General features: G+C 58.8%; 25 protein-coding genes. 21 read left to right on the forward strand and 4 right to left on the reverse strand.

The window, feature by feature from the left end; genetic code table 11:
* The first annotated feature begins 137 nt into the window (after positions 1 to 137).
* Both AB4Y87_RS19880 and AB4Y87_RS19885 read left to right on the forward strand, forming a co-directional pair.
* Positions 138 to 260, forward strand: coding sequence for a hypothetical protein (locus AB4Y87_RS19880; RefSeq protein WP_442006003.1), 123 nt, complete (start codon positions 138 to 140; stop codon positions 258 to 260).
* Positions 257 to 418 (forward strand): hypothetical protein, encoded by a 162-nt coding sequence (locus tag AB4Y87_RS19885; protein ID WP_442006004.1) that lies wholly within the window; start codon positions 257 to 259, stop codon positions 416 to 418. Before AB4Y87_RS19880 ends, AB4Y87_RS19885 begins: the two co-directional genes overlap by 4 nt.
* Before the next feature lie 60 nt (positions 419 to 478).
* Here the strand turns inward: AB4Y87_RS19885 and AB4Y87_RS19890 are convergent, their stop codons facing one another.
* On the reverse strand, positions 479 to 1,180 hold the full coding sequence (locus AB4Y87_RS19890) for a GntR family transcriptional regulator (protein WP_442006005.1): 702 nt from the start codon (positions 1,178 to 1,180) through the stop codon (positions 479 to 481).
* Between the two features lie 364 nt (positions 1,181 to 1,544).
* On the opposite strand from AB4Y87_RS19890, the gene AB4Y87_RS19895 reads away from it, so the two are divergent.
* From AB4Y87_RS19895 to AB4Y87_RS19975, 17 genes are all read left to right on the forward strand, one after another.
* Positions 1,545 to 2,597, forward strand: coding sequence for a dipeptidase (locus AB4Y87_RS19895; protein WP_442006006.1), 1,053 nt, complete (start codon positions 1,545 to 1,547; stop codon positions 2,595 to 2,597).
* A 32-nt stretch (positions 2,598 to 2,629) separates the two neighbouring features.
* Positions 2,630 to 4,279 (forward strand): ABC transporter substrate-binding protein, encoded by a 1,650-nt coding sequence (locus tag AB4Y87_RS19900; RefSeq protein ID WP_442006007.1) that lies wholly within the window; start codon positions 2,630 to 2,632, stop codon positions 4,277 to 4,279.
* A gap of 15 nt (positions 4,280 to 4,294) precedes the next feature.
* On the forward strand, positions 4,295 to 5,266 hold the full coding sequence (locus tag AB4Y87_RS19905; RefSeq protein WP_442006008.1) for an ABC transporter permease: 972 nt from the start codon (positions 4,295 to 4,297) through the stop codon (positions 5,264 to 5,266).
* On the forward strand, positions 5,263 to 6,168 hold the full coding sequence (locus tag AB4Y87_RS19910) for an ABC transporter permease (RefSeq protein ID WP_442006009.1): 906 nt from the start codon (positions 5,263 to 5,265) through the stop codon (positions 6,166 to 6,168). Before AB4Y87_RS19905 ends, AB4Y87_RS19910 begins: the two co-directional genes overlap by 4 nt.
* Entirely contained in the window at positions 6,165 to 7,997 is a 1,833-nt protein-coding gene (locus AB4Y87_RS19915; RefSeq protein ID WP_442006010.1) for a dipeptide ABC transporter ATP-binding protein, read from the forward strand. Before AB4Y87_RS19910 ends, AB4Y87_RS19915 begins: the two co-directional genes overlap by 4 nt.
* Positions 7,998 to 8,097: 100 nt before the next feature.
* On the forward strand, positions 8,098 to 8,946 hold the full coding sequence (locus AB4Y87_RS19920) for an urea carboxylase-associated family protein (protein WP_442006011.1): 849 nt from the start codon (positions 8,098 to 8,100) through the stop codon (positions 8,944 to 8,946).
* Between the two features lie 574 nt (positions 8,947 to 9,520).
* A complete protein-coding gene (locus AB4Y87_RS19925; protein ID WP_442006012.1) occupies positions 9,521 to 11,152 on the forward strand; it encodes a peptide ABC transporter substrate-binding protein in 1,632 nt (543 codons plus the stop codon).
* Between the two features lie 90 nt (positions 11,153 to 11,242).
* Positions 11,243 to 12,163 carry an ABC transporter permease gene (locus AB4Y87_RS19930; RefSeq protein WP_442006013.1) on the forward strand — a complete coding sequence of 307 codons (921 nt, stop codon included), beginning with the start codon at positions 11,243 to 11,245 and terminating at the stop codon, positions 12,161 to 12,163.
* Complete coding sequence (locus AB4Y87_RS19935) at positions 12,156 to 13,079, forward strand: ABC transporter permease (protein ID WP_442006014.1); 924 nt, start codon at positions 12,156 to 12,158, stop codon at positions 13,077 to 13,079. The genes AB4Y87_RS19930 and AB4Y87_RS19935 overlap by 8 nt, the downstream gene beginning before the upstream one ends.
* Positions 13,080 to 13,083: 4 nt before the next feature.
* Positions 13,084 to 14,097 (forward strand): ABC transporter ATP-binding protein, encoded by a 1,014-nt coding sequence (locus AB4Y87_RS19940; RefSeq protein ID WP_442006015.1) that lies wholly within the window; start codon positions 13,084 to 13,086, stop codon positions 14,095 to 14,097.
* Between the two features lie 19 nt (positions 14,098 to 14,116).
* Positions 14,117 to 15,163, forward strand: a complete 1,047-nt coding sequence (locus AB4Y87_RS19945) for an ABC transporter ATP-binding protein (RefSeq protein ID WP_442006059.1) — start codon at positions 14,117 to 14,119, stop codon at positions 15,161 to 15,163.
* A gap of 14 nt (positions 15,164 to 15,177) precedes the next feature.
* Complete coding sequence (locus tag AB4Y87_RS19950; protein ID WP_442006016.1) at positions 15,178 to 16,650, forward strand: serine hydrolase domain-containing protein; 1,473 nt, start codon at positions 15,178 to 15,180, stop codon at positions 16,648 to 16,650.
* 229 nt (positions 16,651 to 16,879) lie between these two features.
* A complete protein-coding gene (locus AB4Y87_RS19955; protein WP_442006017.1) occupies positions 16,880 to 17,083 on the forward strand; it encodes a hypothetical protein in 204 nt (67 codons plus the stop codon).
* 865 nt (positions 17,084 to 17,948) lie between these two features.
* On the forward strand, positions 17,949 to 18,200 hold the full coding sequence (locus tag AB4Y87_RS19960; RefSeq protein WP_442006018.1) for a hypothetical protein: 252 nt from the start codon (positions 17,949 to 17,951) through the stop codon (positions 18,198 to 18,200).
* 281 nt (positions 18,201 to 18,481) lie between these two features.
* Positions 18,482 to 19,156 carry an ATP-binding protein gene (locus AB4Y87_RS19965; RefSeq protein ID WP_442006019.1) on the forward strand — a complete coding sequence of 225 codons (675 nt, stop codon included), beginning with the start codon at positions 18,482 to 18,484 and terminating at the stop codon, positions 19,154 to 19,156.
* Positions 19,147 to 19,437, forward strand: coding sequence for a hypothetical protein (locus AB4Y87_RS19970; RefSeq protein ID WP_442006020.1), 291 nt, complete (start codon positions 19,147 to 19,149; stop codon positions 19,435 to 19,437). The genes AB4Y87_RS19965 and AB4Y87_RS19970 overlap by 10 nt, the downstream gene beginning before the upstream one ends.
* 98 nt (positions 19,438 to 19,535) lie before the next feature.
* Positions 19,536 to 19,721, forward strand: coding sequence for a response regulator transcription factor (locus AB4Y87_RS19975; RefSeq protein WP_442006060.1), 186 nt, complete (start codon positions 19,536 to 19,538; stop codon positions 19,719 to 19,721).
* A gap of 118 nt (positions 19,722 to 19,839) precedes the next feature.
* On the opposite strand, the gene AB4Y87_RS19980 is transcribed toward AB4Y87_RS19975, so the two are convergent.
* A complete protein-coding gene (locus tag AB4Y87_RS19980; protein ID WP_442006021.1) occupies positions 19,840 to 20,250 on the reverse strand; it encodes a hypothetical protein in 411 nt (136 codons plus the stop codon).
* Positions 20,251 to 20,654: 404 nt separating this feature from the next.
* Here AB4Y87_RS19980 and AB4Y87_RS19985 point away from each other — a divergent pair, with 404 nt between their 5' ends.
* Positions 20,655 to 20,972, forward strand: a complete 318-nt coding sequence (locus AB4Y87_RS19985; RefSeq protein WP_442006022.1) for a histone-like nucleoid-structuring protein Lsr2 — start codon at positions 20,655 to 20,657, stop codon at positions 20,970 to 20,972.
* A 1,183-nt stretch (positions 20,973 to 22,155) separates the two neighbouring features.
* On the opposite strand, the gene AB4Y87_RS19990 is transcribed toward AB4Y87_RS19985, so the two are convergent.
* Together AB4Y87_RS19990 and AB4Y87_RS19995 are read right to left on the reverse strand one after the other, a co-directional pair.
* Entirely contained in the window at positions 22,156 to 22,467 is a 312-nt protein-coding gene (locus AB4Y87_RS19990; protein ID WP_442006023.1) for a hypothetical protein, read from the reverse strand.
* 58 nt (positions 22,468 to 22,525) lie between these two features.
* Positions 22,526 to 22,927 (reverse strand): hypothetical protein, encoded by a 402-nt coding sequence (locus AB4Y87_RS19995; protein ID WP_442006024.1) that lies wholly within the window; start codon positions 22,925 to 22,927, stop codon positions 22,526 to 22,528.
* 589 nt (positions 22,928 to 23,516) lie between these two features.
* Here AB4Y87_RS19995 and AB4Y87_RS20000 point away from each other — a divergent pair.
* On the forward strand, positions 23,517 to 23,984 hold the full coding sequence (locus AB4Y87_RS20000; protein WP_442006025.1) for an FG-GAP repeat domain-containing protein: 468 nt from the start codon (positions 23,517 to 23,519) through the stop codon (positions 23,982 to 23,984).
* The last annotated feature ends 203 nt before the right edge of the window (positions 23,985 to 24,187 follow it).

Raw genomic sequence — 24,187 nt, forward strand, 5'->3', positions numbered from 1 at the left:
TCAGGCCCCTGGCACGTAGCTTAAAGACCGGCTTCTTGAGCCTCAGCGCATCAACAGGCAGCCACTGCCCCCAGAGCGGTGCTTGGTCCCCGGCTGAGTGCCCCTCACGGCAGAGGATGGTCAGTGAAGGTGAGCTGATGCCGGCGCATGAGGGCGAGACCGTTTTGTGGGTCTATGCGGGACCAGCCCAGGAATCCGTGAATGACGATCAGGAAGCGGCCGCCGTACGCAGGGACGCCAAGAACCAGGAGAATCCATGATGCGCGCCTATTCTGTGGCAACCTTGGTGGCCATTGCAGCTGGCATCGTTTGCATCATCACGGCGCAGTCGACTTTAGTTCTGGCAGTGGGATTGGGATTGCTGACCTTCGGCGCTGGAGCCGTCACGGCGGCACTCATGACCGGAGTTGATCAGTAGGGCGCGGACCTTGTGCCGCAGACTTTGGCGCAGATACCGACCGGGCAGCGTCGGGGGCGCTCAGGGGGACAGGGCCAAGGGCTGCTGACTTGCCCGGGCGGCCTGGCGGATACCGTCGAGGACCATTGCCTCGGATTCGTTCAGGTACCTCATGAGCAGGGCGTCCGCTTCATCCCGCTGACCGGAGAGGATTCTGTCGGCGATCTCCCGGTCCCGGGCAGACCACTGACGTTGGAAGCGGCGCTCGTCGGGCATGAAGGCAAACGCGAGACGGAGCTGGGCAACCAGATTCTCGAAGAATGCATTCACGCGGGTTGAGTTGGCGAGCTGAACAAGGGCCTGATGGAACGCCAAGCTCGATGTACCGGCATCGTTCCAGTTTCGCTCGATGATGAAACGCTCAGTCGCGTTTGCGACGGCGTCCAGATGCGCCAATTGTTCTTCGGTTGCGCGGGCACTCTGGATGACGGCGGCGCCCTCCACCAGACGCCGGGCTGTGTAGATATCCCGCACGTCCTTAACCTCAAGGCTCCGGACCGAACTGCCCGCATTGCGGATGCTTGCCACCAGCCCGTCGGCGGTCAGTAACCGCAGCGCATCCCGGACAGTGTTTCGGGAAACCCCATAACGATCTGCGAGCGATGAATCCACCAGCCGTTCACCCGGGACAAGACGTCCTTCGGTAATTTCCCGACGCAGGTCAGATTGCACAAACTCCGCTGCAGAAAGGGGTGAGCGCTCAGGCGCATCGCTTATGGTCATACCGAAATACTAGAGACTGTTCAACGATCCGGCAACCAAAAAATCCAGATGGAACCTAGGTATGACGCAGAAAAAGCAAGACTGATCTTCACCAGCGATACCTTACGCCCTACACCTTGACGGGATCGTTGAACAATCGCTATAGTCTGGTTATGACCTGCTTCACATACCCAGAGGGTTGCTGGCGAGATCGTGTGTTTGAACAGAGCCTTCGCTCTTTGGGTGACCAATGAACATCCCCGCTCTGCCGGCCCCATTGTCATAGGGGCGTGGTGCCCGCCGCGCAGTCCGGGTCAGCGGACACGGACCCCTCCGAAACAGCAACCTGCCTTAATCAAAGGCACGAATGAAGGAACCCGGAACGATGAACCAAACGTCATTGGCCACCTCTCAGGGAGTGAGCGCACCCCAGGGAGGGGTCGCTCCGGAAGCTGCGCAGCGTGCGGAGGCTCTCCACAGGACATCGATTATTGTGGACGGCACCTGCCCTGGGGATCACTGGAGCGAAAATTTCGATCAGTGGATCACCGGCGGAGCCACATGTTGCGTGGTTACTGTCGCTTCCACCGAATCGGCCCGAGAGACCATGAAGAGCATCGGCGGCTTCTATAAGCTGCTCAGTGAAAGCAGCGACCGTCTTGTTTTGGCCACGACAACTGAGGAGATCCGTCAGGCTAAAACTGACGGAAAACTGGCGGTCGTCATGCAGTTCCAAGGCACTCACCCCATTGAGTACGACTACAACCTTGTCGAGCTGTACGGACGACTTGGTGTCCGGATTGTGCAGCTGACATACAACCAACGCAGTGCCGTGGGCGATGGCTGCGAGGAACCCGGAAACGCAGGCTTGAGCGAGTTCGGCCACAAAGTAGTCGAAGAGCTCAACCGCCTAGGCATCGCAGTGGACCTTGCGCACACGGGAGTACAGACTTCCCTGGATGCGATCGAGGCCTCTGCCTCACCGTGCATCGTTTCGCACTCGAACTGCAGCAGTGTGCACAAGAGCAAACGGAATCTTTCCGATGAGCTGATCCGGGCCGTCACAGGAAACGGCGGAGTGATAGGGCTGAACGGCTTTCCAGCCTTCGTCCGGGACGCAGGAGCGCCGACGCTGGACGATCTGATCGACCACATGGTCCACATTGACTCACTCGCAGGCTCGGGACATGTGGGCTTGGGCCTTGACTATTACCAGTGCGGAATCGTCCAGTACGAGCAGTTCATCTCTGATGGGTTGTGGCACCCCGGTAACTACCCACCGCCCCCGTGGAACTTTCCGGCAGGCATCGAAGATCCCTCAACTCTGCATCGACTCACGGACCGCCTTGTCGAACGTGGCTACACCGATGAGGAGATCAGAGGGGTCCTCGGTGAGAACTGGATGCGTATTTTCGACAAGATCTGGTCCAAAGCGTGAACAAGCCCAACCCAATGACAGAGGTGTTCAGCATGACAAAAGAAGACGGAATCCTTGCCCCCGAGGGAAGCGACTCCAGGAGGTTATGGGCGGCAGCAAGTTTTACCCGGCGCCAACTTCTCCTTGGAGCCGGCGGTCTGGGCGCTGCCGCGGCTTTGGCCGCATGTAGCCCAGGCGGGACATCAACCAGTCCCACTGGCGGGGCCAGTGGGACACCCAAGCGCGGAGGGAATTTCCGGGTTGGTGTGATCGGTGGCGGATCCAAGGACATATTCGACGGCCAGAATTTCGTGGTGTTCCCTGATGCGCCCCGGTTGATGACTGCCTTCGAAACACTCCTGACACGGGATGAAAACTTCCGCCTGTCCAATGACGGTCTTGCCGAAAGCGTCGTGGCAGACACCCCCACCCAGTACACGATCAAGCTGCGTCAAGGCGTCCAATTCCATAACGGCAAGACGATGACCGCCGATGACGTCATTTACTCGCTACAGCGGATTGGCACCGACAAAACTCTGCGGGGCCACACTGCGACGGCCACCTGGGACATCACTGGCATCACCAAGATGGATGACTACACCGTTCGTCTACCGCTGAAAACGGCAGACTCGACGGTCCCCGACACCTTGGCCGCGTATTACTTTGGCATTGTCCCCGTGGACTACAAGGCCTTCTCCGGAGATCCTTCGACGCAGATCGGAACCGGGCCCTACAAGCTCAAGAGCTTCACGCCAGGTCAGGAAAGCGTCCATGAGCGCAATCCGAACTACTGGCGGGAAGGCCAACCCTACTTCGACACCGTCACGATTACCGACTTCGCAGATGCGACCGCGCAGGTAAACGCACTCCTCGCCGGACAAGTCGATGCAGCGACGGATTTGCCGGCGGCACAGGTTGCCGCTGTTCAGGCCAGCGGCAAGCAGGTTCTCGAATCGCAGACGGGCTGGTGGGTCGGTCTGTCCATGGTGACAACCATGGCACCGTTTGATGACAACCGGGTCCGAGAGGCATTCCGGCTGATCGTYGATCGCCAGTCCATGCTCGATCAGGTCGCCTCCGGCAAGGGGCAGATCGGCAATGACGTCTATGGCCGCTACGACGCCGCATATTTCGACAAGCTGCCCCAGCGCCAGCGTGACATCGAGAAGGCGAAGTCTCTGCTCAAGGATGCCGGCAAAGAGAACCTTACGGTTGACCTTTATACGGCGGACTTGACCGATGGCATGGTCTCCATGGCGACAGTGTTTGCCAGGCAGGCGAAAGATGCCGGAGTCACCGTCAACGTCAAGACCCTCCCAAGCGACAAGTTCTACTCCGACGAGTACTACCTCAAAGTGCCCTTCTCATCGGTGTACTGGGCCGGGCGCCCGTACCTGGACCAGGTCAAGCTGTCCGGACTGTCCAACTCCCTGTACCCGGAAACCCAGTGGGCAAAGAGCGACAAGGGGCCCGAATTCGAGAAGCTCTACAACCAGGCGCTCGAAGCAACAGACGAAGCCCAGCGCGCTGAGGTTCAGCACAAGATGCAGCAGCTCGAGTACGACAACGGCGGTTACATCATTCCGTACTTCCCCAGCAAGTTTGACGGTCATACCCCCACTTTGCAGGGACTGACGCAGGCCAAAACCACCTTGGGCCTGAACAACTATGGCTATGGTTTCCGAACCATTTGGCTCGCCTAAGGAGGAAGATCATTCATGACCTGGTTTAGGCACGGCGGGATCCCCGCCTTCATCCTGCGGAGAGTGCTGCTCGGCATTCTGGTGCTTGCACTTGTCTCGGTGCTTGTTTTCGTGGCGACGCAGGCGCTGGGCGACCCAGCCAAAGCGCTCCTTGGCCGGGACGCTACGCCGGAGCGGCTGGCAGCCCTGCGGCAGGAACTCAACCTCGATGTCTCTCCGTTCGAGCAGTACTTGAACTGGGCAGGGGGCCTGCTGCAGGGATCACTCGGAGATTCGCTGACAAGCCAAAAGCCGGTGGCCGAGCTGCTCTCCGGGAGGCTTGTAAATTCGGCGGTCCTGGTGCTCTGCGCGGCGCTGGTCGCCGTCCCGCTGTCCATCGCCGTGGGCTCGTGGGCCGCTTTGCGTCGTGAGAAGCTTGTCGACACCATCAGTTCAAACCTGATGCTCGTCTTCGCTTCCCTGCCGGACTTCGTAGTTGCCGTGCTGTTGGTCATCTTCTTTTCCACCACCGTCTTCCACGTCCTCCCGGCTATCAGCCCCGTGCCGCCGGGACAGCTTCCGTGGAACAATCCAGCGATCCTCGTCCTGCCGACGCTCACGCTCGTCATGACTGTCGTTCCCTACATTGCACGCAATATGCGGGTCTCCATGATCGAGGTACTCGAAAGCGATTTCGTGGAGATGGCCAGGCTCAAAGGACTTTCTGAGCGGATCGTCCTTGTCCGCCACGCGCTGCCCAATGCGATCGGCCCAGCCTTCCAGTCGATCGCACTGAGCCTGGCATACCTGGCCGGCGGCATCGTTGTAGTTGAATACGCCTTCAATTACCCCGGCATTGGAGGCGCCCTGCAGGATGCAGTGGCGAACCACGACGTTCCGGTCGTCCAGGCCCTCGCCATGCTGATCGCGGCCGTCTACGTGGTCGTGAATCTGATGGCTGACGTAGCCACAATTCTTGTTACTCCGCGCTTAAGGACACGTCTGTGAGCACCACTGAAGAAGCCATTGCTCGCCTTGAAGGCGCAGGTACGCCGACGCCGCCGGTAAAGTCCTCCACGCTTCTGGCCCGGTCCTTGAGATTGTGGCGTACCAGAATCGGCTCGCTTTTCGTGCTGGTGCTGGTAGCCGTTGCAATTATCGGCCCCTATGTCGCTCCGCACGACCCCAGCGATTTCGTCACCTTGCCCAATACCCCTCCCACGGCTGAAGCGGTGTTTGGAACGGACTACCTTGGCCAGGACGTACTAAGCCGTTTTCTGCACGGTGGACTCGACCTCATGGTCACGGCAGCGGTCTCGACAGGTCTTGGGCTCGTCCTTGGAATAGCCATCGGCCTCATCGCAGCTTATTCGCGCAACGCCCTGGATGATGTCCTTATGCGCGGCATGGATGTCGTGATGGCATTTCCCCAGATCATGCTGGTGCTTCTGGCTGTCAGCCTCGTGGGACCACAGAAATGGGTTGTCATCGCTTCCATCGTGCTTACCACTGCCCCCCGCGTTGCCCGTGTGGCCCGCGGCGCGGCACTTCCTGTGATTGAACGCGATTTCGTTGCTGCCATGGAGACGATGGGGCAGTCCCGGACCCGCATCATGACAGATGAGCTGCTGCCCAACATCCTGGGTCCGATGATGGTGGAGGCAAGCCTGCGGCTGACGTATTCCATCGGCACCATCGCTGCATTGGCGTTCCTGGGGCTGACCTCTGACCCGAACGCCCCGAACTGGGGAACGATGATTCAACAGAACAGGATTGCCCTGTCCTTCCAGCCCTGGGGTGCGCTCCTCCCCATCATCGCCATCGCCTTGCTTACCCTGGGTACCGGCCTGATTGGCGACGGAATCGCACGCACCGCAGCAGGCATCGATCGAAAGCGTGAGAACGCATGAACATTCAACAGCCGACATCGGACGCAGCCAACAGCGCCGCCGTCCAAGTAAAGAACCTGTGTATCTCCACAACATCCGGTATCGAAGTCGTCAGCGACGTCTCATTCGACATCGCTGCCGGAGAAGTACTCGGAGTTGTTGGCGAGTCCGGCTCGGGCAAAACCACAGTCGGGCTGGCCCTCCTCCGTCACACACGCAGCGGCCTTCGCATAACCGGAGGTTCTGTTTTGTTGGGCGGGCAAAACATCCTGGACCTGCAGGAGGGGCAGCTGCGACGGATGCGGGGATCGGAGATCTCCTATGTCCCCCAGGACCCCGCATCGTCACTTAACCCCGCATTGCGCATCGGTATCCAGCTAAGGGAAGTCCTGGAAGCCCACGGCCGAGGCAGCCGGCGCGAGCACGACAAGCGCATAGCGGAAATGATGCGCGAAGTTGCACTGCCCGATGACCCCAAGTATCTAAACCGGTACCCGCACGAGCTCTCCGGCGGCCAGCAGCAGCGGATTGGCCTGGCCATGGCATTCGCAAACCGGCCCCGGCTCATCGTCCTCGACGAACCCACCACCGGCCTGGACGTCACCACACAGGCAACAGTGCTTTCGACCGTTCGGGAACTTGCAGCAGCGCATGGAGTGGCGGCACTTTATGTAAGCCACGACCTGGCGGTGGTCGCGGCCTTGGCCCGGCGTGTCGCGGTGATGTACGCCGGTCGAATCGCGGAGCTGGGACCGGCTGAGAACCTGTTCAACTCATCAGCGCACCCGTATACCCGCCGACTGGTGTCCGCCATCCCACGATTGACTGGCGGCAGGGCTCTGGTTGGTATCCCGGGACACGCACCATCACCAGGACAGCGTCCACCGGGTTGCCCTTTCGCCCCGAGGTGCTCAATGCACGTGCCGGCCTGCGACGAAGACGTTCCTCCCTTGGTGAGTGTCGGAACAGGGCACAGCGCCCGATGCATCCGCGCACACGAGGTGGTCAAGCAGGTTTCAACGAGTGCTGGTGACCGTGTCGACACTCTCGGTACGGATGGGAACGAAGCTGTACTGACCCTCCGCAACCTGGTAGCCCGGTACGGTAAGGCCGAAGTACTCCACTCGATCAACCTGACACTGGGCAAGCGCGAGTGTCTGGCCGTCGTCGGTGAATCAGGCTCCGGCAAGACCACCACGGCCCGCTCCATCGCCGGTCTTCACCACAACTGGACCGGCAGCGTCCTGCTGGGAGATCAGGAGCTGGAAACAGCGGCCCGTGCCCGAAGCAAAGAGTCGCGCCGGCAGATCCAGTACATCTTCCAGAACCCCTACGGATCACTAAATCCACGGAAGACAGTGGGCGACTCCGTGGGCCAACCGCTACGGGTCTTTAACATCGCGAAGGGCCGCGAAGCCCAGGACCGTGTGGCCGAGATGCTCGAGCAAGTGTCGCTGTCCGCGAGCTACGCCAACCGCTATCCCGATCAACTCTCCGGCGGTGAAAGGCAACGAGTCGCGATCGCGCGCGCTCTTATTTCGTCTCCCTCGGTCCTGATCTGTGACGAAGTGACGTCTGCCCTTGATGTGAGTGTACAAGCGGCCATCGTCGAACTGCTGGGCCAGCTGCAGCACGAACTCGGCGTCTCGATGGTCTTTGTGACCCACAACCTCCCCCTGGTGCGCTCCATCGCGCAAAAAGTCGCCGTCCTCGCCGACGGAAACATTGTCGAATATGGCGACACAGCTCAGGTCCTTTCGTCCCCGGAACAGCCCTACACCCGCCAGCTGATAACCAACACACCATCGCTGGGGAGCACTTTCCGGGCCGCGGGGGTACAGGTCAGCTAGTAGTCAGCCGTCGCGGCATTTATAGGTCACAAGAGCCGGTCTGGCACTTCACCAGACCTCCAGCCCAGGCGCATCAACGCCTCGAATACAAAGGAGTTACATGAACAACGCAACCGCTCTGACAGAGGCGGCCTACAAAGGACCCGCACTCAGCGTCGACAAAAACCTCTACGGCCGGATTGGTTCGGAAACCGATAGCCGGACCAAAGTGGAGTCATTCACCATTCCCATCCGCTCCGGTCAGGCCTGGAAGGTCCCTGCAGGACACGTCTGCCGGCTATTGACTGTCGACGGCCCGCAAGTAGCTGACCTGAACATCTGGAACCTCAACAACCCACGTGAACGCTTTTGGGCCGCAAGGACCCGGCAGCTGCAGGCTGCCCACGTCACCACGTTCGACCGCCTCTGGTCCAACCTGCCCTACCTGCGCCCACTGGCTACCATCACCGCGGACACCTTGGAAAACTATGGCGTCGACAGTGAGGGAGGACGTGTGCACGACACGCTGGGAACGCGATGCGATCCGTACGTCAACCGCATGCTGACAGGCGAGGACTTCGACTACCACTGTCACTCAAACCTGACCCGCGCAGTGCTTCCTTTCGGGCTGACCGAATTCGACGTCCATGACGTTCTGAACGTTTTTCAGTGCACCGGCCTGAACGACAAGGACCAGTATTTTATGAAGACCTGCCCGGCAAAAGTTGGGGACTACTTCGAGTTCTTCGCCGAGGTCGATCTTCTGGTGGCACTCTCCACGTGCCCCGGTGGCGACTTGTCTGTTCCCCTTTGGGGGCCCGGCGCACATGACCCCATCGAGGTGTGCCGCCCGATCGGGGTGGAAGTGTACAAAGTAGACGACTCGATTTTGTCAGGCTGGAAGTCCCCGGGCTTGCCTGAGTATGCCGGAATGCACGGACTGCACCCCCGATCATGGGAAGAGTCCTAACCCCAGAGGCCTGCGTCTCCCGATCCCCTCCACCATGCCCGACCAGACAGATCTTCGTCTGATTCACCTGCCGTGACAACGCTGCACAGAAGACTCAAATGTCCGCGGAAGCGGGCAGTAGCCTGCTCACCAACCGCCTGCCTCATCACCACGTAGGCGACTCACAAGTCATTTACTAAACAGGCATAGACAGCCAAGGTGTGAGGTGTTACACATAAGGTGCGAGCTTTTATGTTTGCGCCTAAGCCTTAAAAGCGGCAATGGGCATCCCTCCCGGGCCTGATCGGCCGGTGGGAGCAAGAACTCTCGTGGCTCCGCCGATTTCTGGCAGGGGAACCGTTCACCCGGTGAGGTCCGGTCCCATAGTCAAAGCGGCCAGGAAATGGTGTTCCTCAGCGGTGGCCACTGGTTTAGCAACTGGTTCCGCTGGGCGGAGTCACCCGAATTACTGCAGCAACTGCTGGCTTGAGTCCCCGACATGGTTGGCCGAACACGACGGGAAAGGTGCGGACGAGTCGCGCAGCTGTGGCTAAGCATTCCCACAATTCACAGTTTCATCTGAAGGAGGCGTCAATTGAATCAACGAAGGAAGAAGTTCACCGGTCTAAGAACCGGAGCGGCAGTAATGCTGACGGTTGGCATGTTTGCCATGACGGCATGCAGCACCACCAGCAGTGGTGGTGACAACGGAACAGCTACCGGCGGAAGCATCTCCGTTGCAATGTTCGAACTCGACCACATCACCCCTGGATGGGGAAACGGATACAACATCGATGTGGACAACGCCTTGTTCGCTCCACTCGTCGGATTCGACGCGGAAAACAAGGTAGAACTCGTCCAGGCTGAAAGCATCACCACCACGGACAACAAGGTTTGGACCGTCAAAATCAAGCCTGGCTGGACCTTCCACAACGGAGAAGAAGTAACCGCGCAAAGCTACGTTGACGGCATCAACACCGCCGCTTACGGACCAAATGCCTGGGGTCAGAACTATCAGCTGGCCGGTGTCGAAGGTTATGAGGCCTTGAACCCGAAGACCGGTGAACCCACCAGCAAGACACTCTCCGGGCTTAAGGTCATCGACCCCCACACTTTCGAAGTGACGCTGAAGAGCCCAGACAGCCAGCTCAAAGTAGAGATGGCAATGACCGTCACGGCGTGGTCTCCTTTGCCGAAGGCAGCCCTCGCAGACCTGAAGGCGTACGACAAAGCCCCCATCGGTGACGGGCCCTTCCAAATGGACGGCACCTGGGAAAGCACCACAAGCAGCGTCAAGGTCAAGGCCTATGACGGCTACAAGGGGACCAAGCCCAAAGTCAGCAACATAGAGTTCAAGATCTACACCAGTGCCGACACTGCATACACGGATCTGCTGGCCGGCAACGTCGACCTCAACGGCACCTACACGACGCTGCCCAGCAGCAAGCTCGGCCAGGTGAAGACCGACTTCGCTGACCGTGTCGTTACCTCCGACCAGGTCTACACCCAATGGCTCGGATTCCCCATCGCGGATCCACGCTACTCGGATGTGCGGGTGCGTCAGGCTATTTCCATGGCGATCGACCGTGAAGCCATTACCTCCAAGATCTTTGGAGGCCTTTATACGCCCGCCAATGGTTTGTTGGCTCCAGGCACGCTTGGTGGTTCTCCGGACAGCTGCGGCGAGTACTGCAAGTACGACCCGGCCAAGGCCAAAGCCCTGCTGGAATCCGCTGGTGGATGGTCAGGTCCGATGGAAATCCAGTATCAGGCCGGCAAGGGCCTTGAGTCATACTTCCAGGCCGTTGCCAACGGGATTCGTCAGAACCTCGGGATCTCAGAAGTGAAACTTGTGGCATCGCCCACGGCCAGTGAATACCTCACTACCCTCACCGCCGGCGCAAAGGGACCTTTCAGCGGTGGCTGGGCAGGACTTCCCACACCGCTTGATGTTCTCTCCGGAGTCTTCCAGAAGACCAGTGCCTACAACCCGCGATCCGGGTTCTACGGGACTGAAGCAGTGGACAACTTCATCGAACAGGCGAAAAGCGCCAAAACCGACGAAGAGGCAACCGCACGATTCCACGATGCAGACGCCCAAATCATGAAGGACTTCCCCGTGGCCCCGATGTACAACATCTCCCAGGTCAACGCATACAGCGACCGTATTCAGAAGCCCACGATCACCCTGTCCGGGCCGATGCTCGATCAGATCGCCCTCAAGTAGCAGCCGGTGTGGGTTGGCGGGTGCGAAATCCTGCCAACCCACACTGCCCTGGCTGCTACCTAGCTCTATCTATTTGCAGGAGGTGACTCAATGGGACGATATACCGTCCGCAGACTCATCCAAATGGTGTTCGTGTTCTTCGGCGTGACACTCATAATCTACGCCGCGGTCTGGGCGTTACCCGGAGACCCAATTCGTGCCCTAAGCGGCAATCGCCCCATGTCCGAAAGCACCATCAACTCATTGCGGGAGCAATTCCACCTCAATGATCCGTTTTACATGCAGTACTTCACCTATATCGGCAACCTTATGCGTGGGGACCTCGGGACGGACTTCAACGGCCGGTCCGTTGCCCAACAGATGGGTTCCCGCTGGCCGGTCACTATTAACCTGGCCTTGACGGCATTGCTCTTCGAAGCCGTCATCGGCATAGCCTTGGGCACCATTGCCGCGGTCCGCGGCAAGATCACTGACTACGTCATCTTGTTCTTCAGCATTGGGATCATCTCCCTGCCTGTCTTCGTACTGGCATACATGGGGCAGATTCTTCTGGGCGTTAAGGCGGGAATCTTCCCCGTCTCCGGTATCGGCAATGGTTGGATGAGTTACATCCTGCCCGGTTTCATCCTTGCCACCACTGGTATGGCATCTGTCGCCCGTCTTGTCCGATCCAGCGTGCTCGAGAACCTGAAGGCAGACTATACGCGCACAGCCCATGCCAAGGGCTTGTCCAACTTCCGCGTCCTGACACGCCACGTGCTGCGCAACTCACTTGTCCCCGCCGTGACGTTCCTCGCCATCGACCTGGGCTACCTGATGGGCGGGGCAATCGTCATCGAGGGTGTGTTCAACCTGCCGGGCATCGGTCAGCTCCTGTTCAGAGCAACCGCCGCTCAGGAAGGCGCTGTTGTTGTCGGTGTGGCAAGTCTGCTCGTTCTCATCTTCCTGTTGACGAACCTTTTGGTGGACCTTCTGTACGGCGTACTAGACCCAAGGATCAGATATGAGTGAACAAGTCCTAAGCGACAATCCCACGGTCCTTCCGGAAGTAACACCCAAGGACGACCACGCACAGTCGAGCCTGGCCCGCGACGCCTGGAACGACATGCGCCGCAACCCGATCTTCCTGATCTCAGCCACCATCGTGATCATCATGCTGATCATGGCGGCCTGGCCGGCACTCTTTGCAGGCTTGTTCGGCTCCGGAGATCCCCGCCAATGCGACCTGGCAACAAGCAACAACGGGCCCGCCCCCGGACACCCCTTCGGCTTCGACACCCAAGGCTGCGACGTCTACGCCAATGTCGTCCACGGCGCCAGCGCATCAATCAGCGTGGGGCTCTTGGTGACCCTATTCTGCTTCATCCTGGCGGTCATTCTCGGATCTCTGTCCGGCTTCTTCGGCGGATGGTATGACGCCGTAATCTCCCGAATCAGTGACGTCTTCTTCGGCTTCCCGTTCCTTCTTGGTGCGCTCATCCTGCTCACCAGCTTCTCTGAACGCAGCATTTGGACGGTGTCTTTCGTTTTGGCACTTCTTGGGTGGCCCACGCTGGCAAGGCTCATGCGCTCTACGGTCAAATCTGTAGTCGACGTTGACTATGTTCTTGCCGCGCGCGGTCTGGGGGCCAGCAACTGGAGGATCATCACCCGCCATATTCTTCCTAACGCAGTAACCCCGGTCATTGTGTTATCCACACTGAATATCGGGGCCTTCATCGTCGCTGAGGCGACACTGACCTTTCTTGGTGTCGGACTGCAGTACCCGGCCATCTCGTGGGGGCTGCAGTTATCAGCAGCCCAGTCACTGTTTACTGTGAGCCCCCACTTGCTGATATTTCCCTCGCTGTTTCTCGGCATCACAGTCCTGAGCTTTGTTCTGCTCGGCGACGTCGTCCGGGACGCATTCGATCCGAAACTTAGGTAACCCCATGACCATCGCCCCCGAAAAGAGCGCAACAGAGCTGCTCTCCGTCAAAGACCTTCGCGTAGACTTCTTCATCCGGAAGCGGGCCGTTCACATCGTGAAGGATCTTTCACTGACCATCAAAGCAGACGAAACGGTCGTTGTTCTTGGCGAATCCGGGTCCGGGAAGAGCGTCACCTCACTGGCGATCATGGGTCTTCTTGGCAGCAGCGGCGCCAAAATTACATCAGGCCAGATGTACTTTGAAGGCGTCGATCTGCTGACTCTCCCACCCAACGAGAGACGCAAGTACAGGGGAAAGAAGATCGCCATGATCTTCCAGGATGCGCTCTCCGCACTCAACCCCGTCCAAAAGGTGGGCAAGCAAATACAGGAGGTCATCCAGGAACACTCAGAACTCAGCCGGGACGATGCATATCAGCGGGTACTGGAGTTGATGGATCGAGTGCGGATCCCCAGTCCTGCCCAGCGGTACCACGATTACCCGCACCAATTCTCGGGAGGTATGAGGCAGAGGATTATGATCGCCATGGCCTTGGCCATGGACCCTGCGCTGTTGATCGCGGACGAACCGACGACGGCCCTGGATGTCACTGTCCAAGCGCAGATCATGAAGCTCCTGGTCGATTTGCAACGCGAGCACCACATGGGTCTGATGCTCATCACCCACGACCTCAACGTCGCCGCTGAGGTCGCCGACCAAATCGTGGTAATGTACGCCGGACGGGTCGTGGAATCTTCCCCGGCAGATGCCCTCTACAAGGCGCCGGCGCACCCGTACACGGAGGGGCTACTGGCCTCCACCCCCACAGCCCAAGACAAGGGCAGCATGCTCAAATCAATACCAGGGACGCCCCCAAGCCCGGCAAACGCGCCGAGCGGCTGCGCGTTTAATCCCCGCTGCCCGCGCGCCCGGGAGATTTGCCGCGTCGAAGAGCCACCCTTGGTGTCCATCTCGGGCGGCCGGACCTCGGGCTGCCACTTCTGGGAGGAAGTTCTTCTCGATGCCTCAAAATAAAAACGACGCCACAAGGCTCATGCCATCGACCAGCACCGCAGCCGCGCCGATCTTGGAAGTCCGCAACATCGTCAGACACTATCCCGTCACACGKGGCATGTTTAAACGGACAACCACCGTGGTCAAAGCAGTCGACGAGGTCAGCCTCACCCTTGGCAGAGGCGAAACACTGGGTCTTGTGGGTGAGTCAGGTTGCGGCAAATCAACCTTGGCCCGGCTGCTGATGGCCCTTGACCGACCCACCTCCGGTGAGGTTCTGCTGGACGGTCAAAACCTCTACGACCTCCGTAGGGGTGACCTTCGCCGAATGCGGCGCAGAATCCAGATCGTCATGCAGGACCCCTACGCCTCGCTCAACCCACGTATGACCGTCGGGGAGATCGTTGCTGAACCCTTTGAGATTCACACGGAAGTCGTCGACAGGAACAAACGCAAGGCCACGGTGAGGGACCTACTGGACGTTGTAGGCCTGAACCCGGATCACCTGAACCGGTATCCACACCAATTCTCCGGCGGACAACGGCAGCGCATCGGCATTGCCCGTGCACTGGCACTGAAGCCGGAAGTGATTATCTGCGACGAGCCCGTCTCAGCCCTCGACGTCTCGGTCCAAGCCCAAGTGGTCAATCTCCTTGCCAGCCTTCAAAAAGAATTCAACCTCTCCTACATCTTCATCTCGCACGACCTATCCATCGTCCGTCACGTTTCGGACCGAGTCGCCGTCATGTATCTGGGAAAAATTGTCGAAAATGGCTCGGAGAACGACATTTACAGCCATGCAAGCCACCCCTACACCCAAGCTCTGATCTCGGCCGTCGCAGCACCCGACGTCCCGCAGCACGGAACCCGCGAACGAATCGTTCTGGCCGGAGAAATACCAGGCGCAACCTCCAAGCCGTCCGGCTGTGCCTTCCGCACGAGATGCTGGAAAGCACAGGACATCTGCGCCCAAGACGTGCCCGCCCTCGTAGCCCGTCCTGGCTCCCCACACCCCAGTGCATGCCATTTCGCAGGGGAACTAACACCGCTGACAATCCACGAACTGGCACAACAAGAGAACGTCTGAAAGGACACGAAGAAGTGATCAAAGACCTTTCTGGCGAAACGCCTCCCAAAACAGGCACTGGGAGGGCAGTCCGTGCCACACCATTCCAGGTCACAAGGGACCGGAGGACTGCCCAATCCGCACCGACGAAGGAACTGGACGGTGAGTTGTTGGCCTTCGTTCGTCAGGAGATGGCTGAGCTCTCTGTACCCGGTGTGGCCATTGCGCTTGCCCACGATGGAGCGGTAGCTAGTGCTGGACTAGGGATCACGAATGCCCTCGCGCCATTACCGGTTGAAGTGGACACGCTTTTCCAGATCGGATCGATCACCAAACCGATGGTCGGAACGGCCATCATGTCTTTGGTCGAGCAGGGGAAGATCGAGCTGGACGCTCCAGTTCAGCGCTACCTCCCTGGCTTTACCGTCGCAGATTCCCACGTCGCCGCCACCGTGACAGTACGCCATTTAATGACACATTCAGTCGGGTGGGCGGGAGCTGACAGGTTCGATGACCATGGCGGAGGGGAGGACGCGCTGGAAAAGATGGTTGCCGGAATGGCCGGGCTGGAACAGATTCACCCGCTGGGCAAGATGTTCTCCTATAACAACACCGGCTTCTACGTTCTTGGACGCATCCTCGAAGTGATCGAACGGCTCCCCTTCGAGGTCGTCATGCGCCGCAGGATCTTCGAACCATTGGGTTTGGACTCCGCGACTTTCTTCGCGCACGAGGTGATCACATCAAAGTATTCCGTCGGCCATGCGCCCGTTGGTCGAGGCATGCGTATAACTAGGCCATGGGCGATGCCCCGGTCAACAAACGCCGCGGGGGGTGTCATTTGCACGGTGCAGGACCTCATGACCTTCCTGCTGTTCCACCTTGGTCAGGTCGAGCCGAAGAGTCACGTGCTTAGCCGGCAATCAAGGGCCCTGATGGCCGCTCCGGCGCTCGACGACGAGGAATTCCGGCTTGGTAGTCCCTGGATAGGCCTGACATGGCGTCTAGGCCAAACAGGTCTGACTCCAATCGTTGGGCACGGTGGCGGGGCCCATGGTCAGCCCTCCTTTTCCAGGATGCTTCCCTCGGAAGGGTTCGCCATGGCCATCCTGACCAACGCCACGACGGGTGCCGAACTGGCGGAACGAACCTGGCGATGGGTGGTGGAGCGGTACTTGGGGATGCATGCTGATTCAGTGCGGTCGGTGTCTGCACTCACGGCTGCCGATATCAGCGAACGCGCCGGTGCATTTGACGGTGACTGTGAGCGTCATAGCGTCACACTGACCCCGGAAGGATTGCATCTGAACACCCGCATTAAACGGGATTGGCTCTCTGGCATGGAACCTTCGTTCTCAGAGGTGGCAAGCAATGGGGGACTCTTGAGACCGATCTCTGACGATGTCATGAAGACCCAAGATGGTGAGCGTGTGGAGTTCCTGAGGGACGCCTCAGGAACCGTGAAATGGCTCCGAGTCGGCACCCGCGTGGCACCGCGATCCGACTAAGCAAGATGGGTTTCGAATTCCACGACGAACTCACCAATCCTCACCGCCTCACCCGAACTGACTCACCCGCGTCTCCGAAGCCATGCTTCCGACGGCCGGCCCTTTCCGCATCCTCAGCTACGGCGGGATTCAGAGGTTCTGACAAGAGAAGGGCACGATTTCCGGACGCTATGGCCAGCCCACGACGACCAATCTGCAAAGGAATGCCCAATGACAGCTACGATCCCGAGTGGCACCCCAAGCCCCTTCCGAAAAGTACGGCGGGTTCCTGACCGAAATGCCCAAGGCGGCAGCGCTGTCCCTTCACATCATCAGAGTTCCAGACCTGCTCCCCAACGATCTGTGGCTGCCCAGGATGGCTGTGAAGTGGGATGCCACTACTGCGAAGGCCCAGAAACGGATTAGGAAAAGCCAGGGAGTACCGACGGACTGACATGTGGCCAATAGAAGCCGTGTGTGAGGCATTCTTTCGAAGGAAATGGCCAGGTGCTCACTTTGATCACTGCGTTGCGCTAACCGCCAAGTTAGCCAGGCACTTCGAACTTGCAACCTGCACCATTTCTCCTTCAAGCCCCAGGAACAGTCCATGAGCGCGCATCTACGCTACATTTCGCAGTTCGAATCCTCAGAGCTCGTCACCGAATTCTTGGAAGGCCGTCTGGAAACCACGGAGGATCCGAATTGGAGAAATTCGGGATGGACTAGAGCTCGGGACTATGGGTTTTGGGCATGGCATACATGCGGAGTTGCCTGTCTCCGTATGATCCTCCCGCCAGGTGCGGCGACTGCGGCGGAGCTTACTTCGGATCTGGTACGGGCCGGAGCCTACCAAGTCAGTGGCCAGCAGGTTACCGGGCTCATTTATCATCCGTTCGTGGACTACATCCGCTCCAGATGGGGATTGAGCGGAACGGTGCACAGGACGGTAGACATGAAACGCGTTCGGGACGCTCTGGGCCGACCGAACACAGTCATGATGCTGTCGGTGAATCCGGCCATCCGCAACGTGACTACTGACGACCCGCCGCCATCTGGTCTGGCCCCAGGTGGTCACCTCGTCCTTGCCACGAAGGCATCCGACGAGGACATAGCCTTTCACGACCCTTCGGGTCATCCTCACCGCCAAACCAATGTGACGCTGTTATGGGAGAGTTTCGGGCCGTACTTCGCTGGGCGCGGTATAGAGATTACTGTCCAAAGAGCTCCTCATCGGAACCACCGCAGCACCTGGTCCTTACTCGGGGATGCACCCATGAAGGTTGCATGTAGCCAATTCTTCGATCTGCAATACTCCTGGCATGATGATCGAGCCGTTCGCAGCAGCCTGGCACCGTTGGGAACGCGCCAACCTGCACTATATGGAGGTGAGTGAGGTGTGGAATCGCTACAATTCCAGCCGCCCATTCGACCATGAACTCAGGCATGAAGGGTTGGGAATCTACATGCTCAGCATCCGGGAAACCGAGATGCTGGCCGGATTTGCTGTGGAGACGGGGGAGTGGCTGTATAAACTGCGTGCCACCTTGGACGAGCCAGCCGAAAGCGACTGACGCCACGGTCTTTCTTGGGGACTGCAATTCGCTGATGGGCTCGCCACACTGAAGCGCCAGCGGTCCGATTTCGATGTCTTACCCGATTCGGGCGACTACAGCTGTGCTCCTGATCGGGGCATCGGGAGGGGCTTCCCATAGCGACCACTACTGTCGCTGCTACCTTCACCACTGCTGGAGGCCGTCACGTTAGCCAACCTTCGCACACCTATTAATGAGGCAAGTTGGGGTTATCGAGGGTGGAAGGCTAGCGGGTGTTCGAGCATATTGTTCGGAGAACGGTGAATTACGTCCGCCTTGGCTACAGCATACGGATTGTGGGGGTATCCGGCAGCGGCAAAACGACGGTGCTGCGGGGCGTCATGACCAGATTGAAGAGCGCAGGATTCGATGTCCACCATGTCTGCGGACTTGTGACCCATCGGGCCATTCCGTTCTCGGGCCTGATACCGATCGATCTGGAGATCATGGCCGGAAGGGGCGGAGTAGTAGACCGCACCAACGCCTTTGCTCTCAGGCTGGCCCGCTCGGGCAATGACGTACTTCTTGCAGACGATATCCAGTTTCTCGATAACGAGTCACTTGCCGTCCTGGAGGCAATACGGCTCAGGTTCGAGGTTCCGCTGGTGTTCAGGGCTGCAGAATCCCCGGCGTTTTCTGAAGGCGTCTCTGCCGTTCTCAGCCAGGGCCGTGACCTGCTGTTGCACTTGCCGTCCCTTCAGCTCGAGCAGGTACAAGCCCTGGCCCTGAAGGTACTGGGACACCCCTCGAAACGGAGACGGCTCTACTGCTTCTCACCGAATCGGCAGGCAATCCACGTCTCATCGAGCGCATGGCAGAAACAGCGGCGCTTAGCGGCATACTCAGAATCTCAAGGGGCAAGTGGCGCGCCGCGGGCAGTTCCTTGTGGAATGCCCATCTTCGGGGCACCGTTGAGTCGTTGCTTGTGGATCTGAGTCCGGGCGAAATCACGGCACTCCACGCCCTGGCCATCACGGGCACAATATACCTGGCAAGACTGCAAAGCGTTGTGGACCAGCATTCGCTCCGCGGCCTTGAGCAACGAGGGTTTCTCACTTACCTCGAAAACGAAACAGCCGATCCCAAGGTAGCCATCCGCCCTCCCACAGTTGGCGAGTACTTCCGCAGGCAGAAGGATTCACGGATCGGCGGATACTACGCAGTGCACTCAGTAATACTCTCCGGGGATTGCCGTCGAGTAGTCCCGACGTTCTGAAGTCTGCGGGCATTGTTGCACGTACTGATGACTTCGAGGCCGGGGGGCAATATCCACCTGCAATCGCGGGTGAACTTGTCAGCTCCCGCACCTTGTCGTTGACCGACAGGGAGATGGAGATCGCTGCCCTTGCCGGCCATTATTCGGACGCGGACATTGGGGCGAATTTGAGAATCAGCCCTAGGACTGTTCAGAATCACATCTCCAACGGGCTGCGTAAAACGAATACCTTGACACGACAGGAATTATTCGAACTGGTACTTCAGGCGCTGGGTACGCAGTAATTTCCCGGTCGTTGATTGGCGCGATCGATCTTGCTGAGTGAGCCTGCCATGTCGACATAGTCGACTCGTCGGGGACTAGCGACTAGCAGCTTGGCCGCTGGTGAAGCAGCTGATGGGGCTACTGCTCCCGCGCCCATGTGATGTCGTCGATGCTGGCGCGGTCCCTGTTGGTGCCTGTTGAGCTGTGGGCCCCTGGTGCGTGCGCGGCGACACCGAATGCTGTCATAGATGTGACCTCCCAAGGCAGTGGCACACTGAATTCGTTTGCCACGGCTTCGCGGTCGAAGGCCCTGAACTGATGGGCGTCCAGACCCAGCGAGAGTCCCTGGATGCTCATATATGCCACGGCCTGGCCGAGGTCATAGCGGGAGAATTCCGAGTACTCCCAATCGGGGGTGTCTTCGACGTGAATTTGCGCGAGGTTTGCCACCAAAAGCGATGCAGCGGGTGCCCACGCTGAGGATCTTCGGGCCAGATGCGGGACCAGCCTTGAGTGAACGCTGTCCCCTCGTAGCCCGGCGATAAACATCCAAGGTTGGGAGTTGCCAGCGGACGGTGCCTTACGGGCTGCGCCGAGCAGTAGTGTCGAGTTGGGGTGGCGTGATCACTGCGACAGGATCGAAGCGAACAGGACTGAACCTGTTCGCCAGGGCTGGGTGGAGCTTTGGACGGGCAGGGGAGTCGCACGTAGTCAAAAGCAAAGTCTGCGGCATAACCCTGGACGGGTTGAGCATTCGCCGAGTAAATTCAATGATTTCGTCGTTACTCGTAATATCTATTGACGCTTTTCGCGTAAGGATTGCGAGCTGGAACACACTGTAACCGTAAGGGAAATCGCGCTCGCGGAGATGGTCTCTTCTCATCTAAAATTAAAGGCCGCAGTTCACGCATAATTGCTTCAAAACCAGCTATTCCCCGAGGTACTGTCGGAGGGTGGCTACGAAAACAATAATTACCCTGCACGACGATCTCGATGGAACTGAAGCGCAGCAGACGGTTTCCTTCTCCGTTGAGGGCACTTCGTACGAAATCGACCTCAACGATGCCCATGACGAGCAGTTACGTTCAGCGCTTGCTCCGTATGCTGCAGCTGCCCGCGTCGTGAAAGGGCCCAAGAAGACAAAGCCTCAACGACCAGAGAACGAGAAGGTGCGGGCCTGGGCCAAAGAAAACGGCATCCATGTCGCGTCGAGGGGAGCCGTTAGCCGCAAAGTCGTGGAGCTTTATATGAGCAGGAGCTACCCGGAATAGCCTCCGGATGGCTTCTTCCCGGCGAAATCCTCATCTTGCCGACTTGGCTTGATCTCCAGGGTGCTGCAGACCGATCATCACGGCCCTGAGATCCAAGCGACGAGGGCTAAGATAATGCCCAGGACAATCCAGGCGCCGAACATGACGCGCAGCACCTTGACGTTTCGACGTTGAAAGCAGGCTTGTCCAGGTTGGGTCGGAAGTAGGATTGCGTGTTTGCAGCGGCTTCTGTCAGGACTGTGGAGAGGGCCGTCATTAGTACGCCGGCTCCTATCAAGGCCAGACCAAATATTGTTCCCGACGCCATCGTTTTTTCTCCTTGTGATTTTGTCGCAGTCGCACGGCCACTGTGCAATATACATCGTGGGCGATGATCAGACGGCGAGTAAACTCCACACCCAGCGACCGGTCACAAGGGCGGTAAGAAGGCCCATGACTATCAGTGCACCACCCAGCGCTATGAAGCAGATCGCCCCGATTCTAAGCGTTTGCCGCTTCCTACTCGCATATGCGGGCTTTTCTTCGTCTCGGAGCGTCCAATGCCAGTTTGCACCCCACCTTGCAAGCGTGGTTGATACGGCATATCCCATAGCGCCCATGACGATAAGCGTGGCTCCCATCAGAATCGGACCGATCATTGTTTACCACTTTCGTGGAGGGCGTTGTTGGCGATACCAAAGGACGATATTACGCCTGGTTGCCCGGCGTTGCTTCTGGTGGATCCTCTCGTTCGAGAGGTCGACCCTCTTGGATGCGCCTGCGGTCTTCCTTCACTGATTGGCGTACTCGCAGCCATCGTCTTCCTGCGTTTCCTATGATTAGGACGCCTCCGACGATCATGAGAAGTGCTCCTAGGCCAATAGCCCAATAGGTGCCGGGATCGTTCAGGTTGGGTTGGACTATCGCAAGGAAAAGGAACCCTCCCCCCAAGAGTAAATAGCCGATATGGAACGGACCCAATGTTGAGAAGAATGCATCCTCCGTCGCTTTGCTGTACCGGGCCTTCATGCGAGTTCCCTCCCTGTTTCCGGGACGCCGAGGGGACCAAGACAATATGGATCGCCTGCTGATTCCCCACTAATTCTGCTTTCGCCGTCGTTGGGCCTCGCCCGGGCAGCACCTACGTCCGCGGCCCGCTGTGAACCAGACCCAAATGCCGGCCTCTAGAGACTTCGTTGCATCGTCATGACACTTCAAATTGTTCCAGGCTTTTTGGCCACAGAATCACAAAATCATCTGAGTCAATGCTCCTGTATGCTGCCCGGGCATCGGCCCATCGTGCGTGAGAACCCAGCGTCGTCATCACATCCGCGAACGCTTCCAACGGTCGTTCAGTGTGGACGAAGATATTCATCTCGCCTGACCCAAAATCGTGCCCATCAACCAGTCCATGCGCTTCCGGGAGTTCAGCTAGCAGAAGGTCTTCCATGGCGAGAAGTCCGTCATAGTCAGCCTCAGTGCGACCTGGCCATTGCAATACGAGGATGTAATTCATGACTGCCTACCAAGGGTACGGGGACTGGCGAAGCTTTGTTGACTTGTATTTGCCATCATTATTGTGGCGGCGTGCGGGTTGTGCCGTCGGAGACCAAGGCGACCCTGATGGCTGCGGCTTGGAGGTTGATTCTCCCCATGCCTCCTTCCACGGTGTAGTGATTCCCATCGATGACAAGGGCGTCAATGTTGCCATAGTCGATCGATCCGTCAGGGTCCCGCGACGGCCTGGAAGTGAGCTGTCCGGTCCAGTTCAGCTCGGTTACTCCCTCGAACACCAAGACTCCCTTGCGGTAGCAGTATTGCTCGCCGGGAAGGGCTGGAGAGTACGGGGGACGTTCCGGGGCGAGGGCGAACTCCATAGTGATGGCCAGCCGCCCGCGGCTGGCCTGAATGTCCAGCACATAGCTGTCGTCCAGGTAAAGATCACTGAGCAGTTCAGCACCCGCATTTGCGGCCATTCGGGGCCCCCCTTCAGTGTCTCTGCCGGACGTCCCGATCCAACGACGCGCAAGGACAGACAGATGCCACAGACAAAGCTATCCGATGCTAAGCCCGGTCGCGGTTAATCACCGGCCACTGCCTGGCATCTGGCTGCTGGATAAGGTCAAGAAACCGCCGTACGCGTGGGGATATCGGTTTGAGGGGGAGTACCGTGCGTCGCAAAAGTTTTTCCATTGCCGCTCTCTTGGTCTGCTTGCTAACTGCTCCTGCAACGGCAGCGCCTGCACGTGCCGATGACTTCTCGTGGCACAACTTCGTCCAGATCTAGTGGGACAACGGTGTCGTCTATTCCGACCTTCTGGTCGTTGAAGACAACGGGGACCAGTGGGTCTACGAGGGCAAACCCACTTGGGAAAGCAATCGGCTCGAGGCAGGCCACACGGTGGTCCCTGACGCCGATGCCCTGCTTCTGCCCGGGGATGGGACGGTGATGGCTACGCCGACTGGCTGTCTAGGAATGCCGACGGCGGACTGCACCTACGTGGAGGGTCGATGGAGGGGTACGGATCTCCGTATACCGCCCAAATCGGGTGGGGATGGGACGTCATGACGGCTCTGACATCTCCTGGGGATTGGGATGGGGACGGGGAGCCCGACGTCCTGGCCAGAGACAGTTCCGGTGCCCTTTGGAGGTACCGCGGCGACGGAACCGGCGGCTGGGTACCGGGCAGGACGCAGGTTGGTTGGGGATGGAACATCATGACGTCCATCTTCAGCGGCCACGACTTCAGCGGCGATGGGGCAGGGGACGTCATGGACAGCGACATTCAGGGCAATCTGTGGCTCTACCCAGGCAACGGGCTTGGAGGGTGGAATGCCCRGCTTCAGATCGGGTGGGGCTGGGAGGACATGGACTTGCTTGTTGCTCCTGGCGGTTTGGATTATGAGGGCTACGGCGATGTCATAGCCAAGGACAGCGCTGGCGCCTTTTGGCTTTACCCGGGCAACGGCAGCGGAGGCTTCGCGTTCACTCGGCGCCAAGTCGACATCATCCCTTCCAAACTGCTGGGATAAGCAAGACAAAATCAGAGGCGTTCAGCCGAATCGTGAGTGGGGCGTGGCGCCAGCATCTACCAGGCATCAACATCCCCTGAAGCGTAGCTCCCCTGGAGCAAACTAAAGTGAAACTAGAAGAGGTGGAGCACTATGGCGGATAGGCGACGTCCGGAGAATTGGTGGCGCTCCAGGAGCCTGAATTGGAGACTTTTCCTCCTGGG

The organism is Paenarthrobacter sp. RAF54_2 (assembly GCF_052113945.1).
Taxonomy (GTDB): Bacteria; Actinomycetota; Actinomycetes; order Actinomycetales; family Micrococcaceae; genus Arthrobacter.

Coding starts and splice junctions, on each gene's coding strand:
- AB4Y87_RS19995 (WP_442006024.1), bottom strand. CDS start 22,927: ATGGCCGCAAATGCGGGTGCTGAACTGCTCAGTGATCTTTACCTGGAC.
- AB4Y87_RS19930 (WP_442006013.1), top strand. CDS start 11,243: ATGGGACGATATACCGTCCGCAGACTCATCCAAATGGTGTTCGTGTTC.
- AB4Y87_RS19905 (WP_442006008.1), top strand. CDS start 4,295: ATGACCTGGTTTAGGCACGGCGGGATCCCCGCCTTCATCCTGCGGAGA.
- AB4Y87_RS19885 (WP_442006004.1), top strand. CDS start 257: ATGATGCGCGCCTATTCTGTGGCAACCTTGGTGGCCATTGCAGCTGGC.
- AB4Y87_RS19890 (WP_442006005.1), bottom strand. CDS start 1,180: ATGACCATAAGCGATGCGCCTGAGCGCTCACCCCTTTCTGCAGCGGAG.
- AB4Y87_RS19895 (WP_442006006.1), top strand. CDS start 1,545: ATGAACCAAACGTCATTGGCCACCTCTCAGGGAGTGAGCGCACCCCAG.
- AB4Y87_RS19990 (WP_442006023.1), bottom strand. CDS start 22,467: ATGAATTACATCCTCGTATTGCAATGGCCAGGTCGCACTGAGGCTGAC.
- AB4Y87_RS19935 (WP_442006014.1), top strand. CDS start 12,156: ATGAGTGAACAAGTCCTAAGCGACAATCCCACGGTCCTTCCGGAAGTA.
- AB4Y87_RS19940 (WP_442006015.1), top strand. CDS start 13,084: ATGACCATCGCCCCCGAAAAGAGCGCAACAGAGCTGCTCTCCGTCAAA.
- AB4Y87_RS19960 (WP_442006018.1), top strand. CDS start 17,949: ATGATGATCGAGCCGTTCGCAGCAGCCTGGCACCGTTGGGAACGCGCC.
- AB4Y87_RS19920 (WP_442006011.1), top strand. CDS start 8,098: ATGAACAACGCAACCGCTCTGACAGAGGCGGCCTACAAAGGACCCGCA.
- AB4Y87_RS19915 (WP_442006010.1), top strand. CDS start 6,165: ATGAACATTCAACAGCCGACATCGGACGCAGCCAACAGCGCCGCCGTC.
- AB4Y87_RS19980 (WP_442006021.1), bottom strand. CDS start 20,250: ATGTTTATCGCCGGGCTACGAGGGGACAGCGTTCACTCAAGGCTGGTC.
- AB4Y87_RS19880 (WP_442006003.1), top strand. CDS start 138: ATGCCGGCGCATGAGGGCGAGACCGTTTTGTGGGTCTATGCGGGACCA.